Annotated in this window: 7 protein-coding genes; all 7 read right to left on the bottom strand. The window is 58.1% G+C overall.

Annotated elements, in window-relative coordinates:
• On the bottom strand, positions 1 to 234 hold a 234-nt coding region (locus HZZ16_RS15360; RefSeq protein WP_197949286.1), incomplete at its 3' end, for a transposase.
• Positions 235 to 338: 104 nt separating this feature from the next.
• Entirely contained in the window at positions 339 to 527 is a 189-nt protein-coding gene (locus HZZ16_RS15355; protein ID WP_197949266.1) for a hypothetical protein, read from the bottom strand.
• Positions 528 to 1140: 613 nt separating this feature from the next.
• Positions 1141 to 1407, bottom strand: coding sequence for a hypothetical protein (locus HZZ16_RS15350; protein ID WP_197949265.1), 267 nt, complete (start codon positions 1405 to 1407; stop codon positions 1141 to 1143).
• Positions 1408 to 2080: 673 nt separating this feature from the next.
• Positions 2081 to 3811 (bottom strand): dipeptide ABC transporter ATP-binding protein, encoded by a 1731-nt coding sequence (locus tag HZZ16_RS15345; RefSeq protein ID WP_197949264.1) that lies wholly within the window; start codon positions 3809 to 3811, stop codon positions 2081 to 2083.
• On the bottom strand, positions 3808 to 4689 hold the full coding sequence (locus tag HZZ16_RS15340) for an ABC transporter permease (protein ID WP_197949263.1): 882 nt from the start codon (positions 4687 to 4689) through the stop codon (positions 3808 to 3810). The genes HZZ16_RS15345 and HZZ16_RS15340 overlap by 4 nt, the downstream gene beginning before the upstream one ends.
• Positions 4686 to 5648, bottom strand: a complete 963-nt coding sequence (locus HZZ16_RS15335) for an ABC transporter permease (protein ID WP_197949262.1) — start codon at positions 5646 to 5648, stop codon at positions 4686 to 4688. The genes HZZ16_RS15340 and HZZ16_RS15335 overlap by 4 nt, the downstream gene beginning before the upstream one ends.
• The gene (locus HZZ16_RS15330) at positions 5645 to 7333 is read right to left on the bottom strand and encodes an ABC transporter substrate-binding protein (protein WP_197949261.1); all 1689 of its coding nucleotides are present in this window, start codon (positions 7331 to 7333) and stop codon (positions 5645 to 5647) included. The genes HZZ16_RS15335 and HZZ16_RS15330 overlap by 4 nt, the downstream gene beginning before the upstream one ends.
• Positions 7334 to 7337: the final 4 nt, after the last annotated feature.

Genomic DNA, 7337 nt, shown 5'->3' with positions numbered 1-7337 from the left:
CGCATTGTCCAGCATGGCGTCAGCCAGGAGCCGCTTCAGCTTCGTGTTCTCGTCCTCCAGCGTCCTCAGCCGCTTGGCCTCGGAGACGTCCATCCCGCCGTACTTGGCCTTCCATTTGTAGATGCTGGCGTCGCTCAGGCCGTGCTTGCGGCATAGATCGGCGACCGACACCCCGGCCTCGTGCTCCTTCAAGATCCCGATAATCTGCTCTTCCGTAAAGCGGCTACGCTTCATGCTCTGGTCCTCGTCGTGGGCCAGAACGAACTTCAAGCTGGATTAAGCTCCGGGGGCAAGGTCAGTAGTTTTGCTCAACGAAGACGAGCTTCGCTTGCTCGAATTCAATGCTGATTTTCTTTCTCCCCGACGGGAGTGCCGAGCGCGACAAAGGCGCCGCGGCGCGTTACTGCGAGCTTCAGATCAGGATGGTGACCGAGCCGGATTTCGGTGCGGTTTGGCTCTTTGAGGACGATCCAGGTCTTGCGACGCTTGCCGACCCGCCGGCCGAAAGCTGGCGCCTTCCGGTCCATGTACAGTCCGGGCTTCAGCGAATGAACAGTGAGATCTGTGAGTCCAAGAATTGGCACGATTTGGCACGCCTTTCGCGTGGATCGAGGAGGATAACCATGCCGAAGTGTGCGGATTGAGTCGCGCAAACCACTGCAAAACAAGGAGCTTACGGGCAGCATGTGGAACGGTGGGGAGGCTTCAGAGATCGGGAAACTGCCAGATCTGCTTTCGTCGGATCACCCGCTAGTTTTGTTTCGCAATTCATTGAAACGCTTTTGCCTACTTGCCAGTCAGCCAGTGAACGCTCAGGCGGCGCGAACAGTCTGAAGAAACTTCTCCACTTCTGCCCTGAGCCGCGAGCTATCGCTGGACAGGACTTGCGCTCCAATAAGGAGCTGACCTGAAGCCGCCCGTGAGCGATATTGCGCTTGCGAAGTTGCCGCGCGTATCGGCTAGCGCTTTCGCTCGGTTGTCGCCTCAAGGTCTCTCTCCTCCTCGATCATTCGAGTGGTCTCCGAGAAGATGCTTTCGGCGCGGGGGTTCCGCCTCCGTCATCATGAGCTTTGTCGCCGGAAACATCCCCGCTGAACGCCACGGCCTCCGCCTTCTCCTGAGCAGCACGAAACTCTGCAATCAAAGCCTTGGCTTCAGCCCACTTGTCCTGGCTTTCGGAGCTGGCAAACTGCTTCGACAGCTCATCAACGAGACCACGATCGCATCCATTGTTTTCCACATGGCCCGCCGATCGAGCTTGGCCTGCGAATTGCCGGTCAACAGATAGCCGCGCAGAGCTGAGAGCGTCGCATGAATGTTGCTGACCAACTCGCTACTGGCAATCGCCGCCGGCGTGCGCGAGCTCACCATCTGGTTGACGGTGATCGAGACGCTGGTGACGGACATGAGGGTGACTGCTACTGAGAGTACAAAGATGGTACACACAACAAAGAAGCCCGCCGGCAACAAGTCGGCCGCGAGTGCGTCATTTCAATCTGGCGAACATCCCAATCCCCCAACACCCGTGATCCTTCTATTTTGGGGAGGGACATTGATGATCCCGTTCGTCAAAATTCTTGCGAGCCATACGGTTGCAGCAAATTTAGAGTCATACGTAGTCGCGCCAATCATGCAAAGGTGGCTGCATCACAGATTTTGTGATCGAGCTCCAGGCCGAGCATCATTTCCCTCAAGTGAACCCCTTCATACATGCACCGACAGGTTGTCGACCCAGAGCATAGGCGCACGCGGGCGTGGAGAGAAGGCATTTTCGGGAGACAGACGGGCGCAGTCCGCGCTACACGGTTTAGATGCCACCGATCTCGGCGACAGCGTCGCGAGCCTCACCCGAACCTTGTGACCCGTCGCAGCCCGGACCGCCTGCGCCGCTGCGGTGATCGGTCATCGCATCTTGTGGACTGGTGTCTGGGGTGGAGCCCTGCGCAATTGCTGCAACCGAGCAGCCTCGAGAGTGGCCTGGATGCATGCATGAGAGGGCCCCGACATGGCTACCTTTCGCCGGGCTTGGCCCCACGCTCAGCCGCCCGCTGGCCGCCGACGGAACGGCTGGAATTGTCGCTTACGCCGCCTGGAAGCGCAATTGTGGAACCGCCGCGACCAACTTCCTCGTATAGGGTTGCCTGGGCCGTAAAAACACGTCGTCTGCTCTGCCGGCTTCGACCGCCTCCCCATGATTCATGACAAGAACACGATCGCTAAGGTGGTGCACCACGCCCAGATCATGCGAGATGAATAGATAGCTGACGCGCAACTGAGACTTGAGATCGCCAAGCAGATCGACAATTTGCGCCTGGATAGATACGTCAAGAGCCGCGACCGGCTCGTCACACACGATGATCTTCGGGTGCGGAGCAATCGCGCGAGCGATCGCGACCCGCTGGCGTTGACCGCCCGACAGTTCGAGTGTGCGCCTGGTCTTCAAGCTCGGTGAAAGCCCCACAAGATCGAGCAACTCGCTGACCTCGGATTGCCGGCTGGCTCTATCGCGAGGGTCTTCGCGGCGTCTTGTCAAAGCATCATCAATGACGCGCTCAATTGTCCAGCGCGGATCGAATGAACTTAGCGGGTCTTGGTAGATGACCGAGATATCCGATCGCCGGTGGCGGCGCTCTTTCTCGGTCGCCGAACTCCACTGCCTGCCTTCGAGCGTCACCTCTCCTCCGTCTGGCACTTCAAGCGCGAGCGCCATGCGTGCCAAAGTCGTTTTCCCAGACCCCGACTCTCCGACTATGCCAAGCGTCTCTCCATAGCCGAGGCTAAACGAGACATCATTCACAACGGTGCGCAGCTTGCCATCCGGTCCCCGAAAGCGCTTGACGAGCCGTTCCGCCTCAAGCAGGGGCCTACCACAATGTGCGATATCCGATTGGATCAGCGCAGTGCCCTCGTCTCCTTCAGCCGAGACGAAGCGCGCCGCCCTCGAGGACGAAAGACGGCTCCCGCGTGACCTGACGGATGGGATCGCCTTAAGAAGGCCTCGGGTATAATCATGTCTCGGATCGCCAAAAATCTGTTCTGATGAGCCATGCTCAACGATTTCGCCGTCGCGCATTACTATAATTTCGTCGGCCATCTGCGATACCACGGCGAGATTGTGGCTGATGAGTATCATGGCCTTCTTGCGTTCGCGCGTTTCGCTGAGCAGATCCAGGATTTGCGCCTGGATCGTAACGTCCAGCGCCGTGGTGGGCTCATCTGCGATCAAAAGAGCTGGGTCGAGAGCGATTGCCGTTGCAATCAAGGCTCGTTGCCGTTGCCCTCCGGACAGCTCATGAGGAAGCTGCCGCGCCTTGACCTCCGGCTCGGGCACGCCCACGAGCTTCAGAAGCTCAACCACCCGTTCTGCCAAGTCTGCGCCTCTCCTGATTGCACGGTGAACAAGCAGCGCTTCACCGATCTCCTTGCCAATTGGTCTGAGCGGATCGAGTGACACCAGCGCGTCCTGTAATACGAAACCGATGTGCTTGCCGCGCAAGGCTCTCCATTCCTTGTCACTCAGACGATCGATATTCTTTCCTTGAAACGTCAGGCGATCAGCTTGGACATGAGAACACGCCCCGGTAAGACCAACCAAGGTCCGGGCCGTAACACTCTTGCCTGACCCCGATTCACCGACGATCGCGACGCAGCGGCCTTTCTCAACCGTGAAAGAGACATTCTTTACCACGGCCCGCCGCGAATGCGCCGGCCCGAAGGCAACGTTGAGGTTTTGTACCGTGAGCAACGGGTTGCTTGTCGGGGGCGGTGTGGCATCTTCCTGGAAGGAGGCTGCGGGAAAGGTCACGTTCATGGAAGCTCAATCCTTCCTTCGAAGCGTTGCTGCACGTACTCGCCGATCACAGTAACTGAGAGCGCGAAGGCAGCGATGGCGATACCGGGCATGACCTCGAGCCACCATGCATAGATCACGTAGTTGCGCCCGGCATTGAGCAGTGCACCCCATTCTGATGACGGGGGCGCAACTCCCAACCCGAGAAACGAAAGGCCGGATGCCCAAATAATGGCTTGCCCGACACCGAGCGTGAACATTGTCGCAAGTGGGCTGATTGCGTTGGGGAGGACATGCTTGAAGAGGATGCCCCTGGGCGAGTGGCCCAACGCCTTTGCCGCCTCAACGTACCCAGTCGCTTTGACCCTGAGAACCTGCACCCTCACCATGCGTGCATATCCTGGCGATGTTCCAAGGCCGACGGCGACAATTAGCGTCGAGACGGAGGTGCCCAACAGCGAAACGAAGAGAAGCGCAAGGAACAGGGTGGGGAGAGCCAACAGGGCGTCGAAGAACCGGCTGAGCACATTGTCGATCCAGCCGCTAGACAGGGCCGCCGTCACGCCGAGCATGAGCGCGATGGCGAGGCTGAGCGCAGTCGCACCTAGCCCGATCGAGAGAGACTGACCTGTTCCCGCCACGATGCGGGAATAGAGATCTCGTCCGGACTGATCCGTCCCTAGCCAATGCGTCAATGAAGGTCCCTTGAGGGATGACATCAAGTCCAGCTCCAACGGATCATGCGTCTGAAGCAGTTTCGGCGCAATTGCTGCGATGAGGAAGAAGGCGACGACGACAGTCGCGATATAGAGCGAAACCGGGAAGTTACCGGCGCCCGTCGTTACTGTCGCAGTTGTGAAGGCTTTTGCGTTTCCGGCGGAGCTAGTAGCGACACTCATGCCTCTTTCATCCTGGGATCGACGAGCTGTACCGTGATATCCACGATTAAGCTGGCAGCGATAAACAGCGCAGCTGAAACCACAATCACCCCTGACACGACGGGGACATCGCGTGTGGACGTTGCCGCGACAAGGACCCCACCCAGCCCCTGACGGCCGAACACCGCTTCGATCAATACGGCGCCTGACAGCAGCTTGCCCATGATCCAGCCCGAAAGGGTGATGCCAGGCAAGGCCGCATGGCGCAGAGCGTGACGTAGACGGACACTGAAATCTCCTGTGCCACGCATTCTCGATGAGGTGATGAAAGGCTGATCAAGAACCCGCGTAAATTCACCCAGGACCGCTTGACCAAGGAAGCCGTAAATTTCCAATGCCAGGGCCATCGTCGGCAGAACAAGGCCCATGGGGGTGTTGCCGCCCACGACAGGAAACAAGCGAAGCTGGATCGCGAACACGACTAGCAAGATTGTCGCGAGCCAATAGGGCGGCAGAGTTGCCAGGAAGATCTGAAAACCGCCGAGCGCCTTGGACCATATGTTGTCGCGCCCAGCGAAGAGAACCGTGGTTGTGATAGTGATGATCCAAGCCGTCAACATAGCGGCAAAGGCGAGCGCAATCGTCGGCCCGATCTGCCGCGCAATTAGGTCCGTGACAGGTTGATACTGGACGTAAGACTGTCCAAGCTCTCCGTGCATCACATCCCAAACATACTTTCCGTATTGCACGATGACGGGTTGATCGAAGCCATATTTGGCGTTGATGGCGAGCAGCTGGTCGCGAGGAATCTCTCCCACGTTTCCGCTATTTGCATTGAAGATGATCTGAGCACGCTCTCCAGGCATCAAAAATTGCACAAAGAAGGTGAACGTCGCCGCGGCCCAGAGCACGATCAGCCCGGATAACAGCCGGCGCGCCAGCCAAAGGGCTCGCTTGCCTATCGTTTTCTCCGTATTCATTTCTTGTCGGTAAAATATGCGTCCGAAAAAACTGGCTCGCCCACCGACCCGCTGTCGAGCCAGATGTCCTTCACGTTGTCGGCTAAAGCGAGGGTGACGTCCAAAACCGTGTAACTCAGGGACGGCGCGTTCTCGACAATTCGCCGCTCCGCCTGCTGATAAAGCGCGATGCGCTGCGTCTTGTCAGCAGCCTGTTCGGCCTTCTGGATGATGTCCCACAAGGGTAGATCCTGATAGCGGGATGGGTTGAAAGGATTCCGCACCCCATTCAAGTCAGGCTTGTACGAAATGCGATAGATCTCGGCGCCTGGCGCAACCCAGTACAGTGGAAGTGCTTCATAATCATTGGGGCCAAGGTTCTTTCCTGCCCAGAAATCCGCCTGGTTCGTCGGCTGGAGCCGCACGTCGAACCCTGCAGCCTTTGCTTGCTGCTGAATGATCTGCAGGACCTGGTCGCCGTCAGGAGGCGAAAAGGCGTTGGTGTAGGTGATGCGTATGATCAGCGCATTACCGTTCTTGCTACGAGTGCCGTTTGCATCGCGCTCTCTCCACCCAGCCTCATCAAGGAGCTTGTTCGCCTTCTCGACGTCATAGGAATAGGACTTTGAGAGTTCGCCGATATATTCTGGAGAACTTTGGCTCAAAGCGAAGTTGCCCTCATAGGGCAGCGAGCCAAGGAAGGCCGCTTGCACGGCAGAACGTCGGTCGGAGGCATAAGCAAAGGCCTGTCGAACACGCACGTCGTCGAACGGGGGCCTCTCCGAGAATAGCGCAAGCCGAAGCGGCGTTCCGCCTGTGAGGTGTCGCACGATCTTGAACCGGGAATTGGCGTCATGCCAGTTCGCGGCAGGGATATGATAGACAACGTCGGATTCGCCGGTCAGAAGTGAGCCGTAGCGTATCGTGGGGTCAGCGAGGAAGCGCCACTCTATCCCTTCGACATAGGCTGGGCCTTGATGCTTGGCAGTGGCCGGCGCGGAATTATAGTTTGGATTTCGACGGAATATGACGTTCTTGCCGCGGTTCCATTTCTCGACAATGAACGGACCCGAACCAACCGGACTTTCGCAGTTCACGGCCTTGCCACGCTTAAGCGCCGTTGGCGACAAGATGCCTTGCGAGGACTGCGCAAAGACATTCAGCAGCGGCTCGAACGCCGTCTTCAAAGTGAGGTTGAGCGTCAGCGGATTCGTTGCCGCCGCGGATTCGAAGACGCCTCTGAGATAAGGACCGGCTGTAGGATTCTCCAGCTCCGGATTGTCACTCAGCCATCCATTGATGTTATCGACGACCGCCTGGGCGTCCAGAGGCGTCCCGTCCGTGAATTTGACGCCGGGCTTGATCTGGAAGGTGTAAGTTTTGCGGTCATCCGAAATGGTCCATGCGGTCGCAAGCCAAGGCAGGATCCTTCCGTCTTCAGCCCTGGCGACCAGATTGTCGCTGAATTGACGCTGAAGGTACCACTGCTGCACCCAACCACCGTAAAGGCAGGGCGGCTCCTGGAAGTGTCCGTACCGGATAATCCCGCCGGATAGCGGCTTGCCAGCCGAAGCGTCTTCCGCCTGCGCGGCATCCACTATCGAAAAGCCAGACATCGCGACAGCGATGATTGCGGCGTGAGATTTCAAACGACGGTTCAGAGTTTTGGTAAGAAACCCCGAACGAACGGCAGCCGGCTTAGACATAATG

This window comes from Bradyrhizobium glycinis (assembly GCF_016031655.1).
GTDB lineage: Bacteria > Pseudomonadota > Alphaproteobacteria > Rhizobiales > Xanthobacteraceae > Bradyrhizobium > Bradyrhizobium glycinis.
This window is presented reverse-complemented; position numbering and strand designations above follow the sequence as displayed.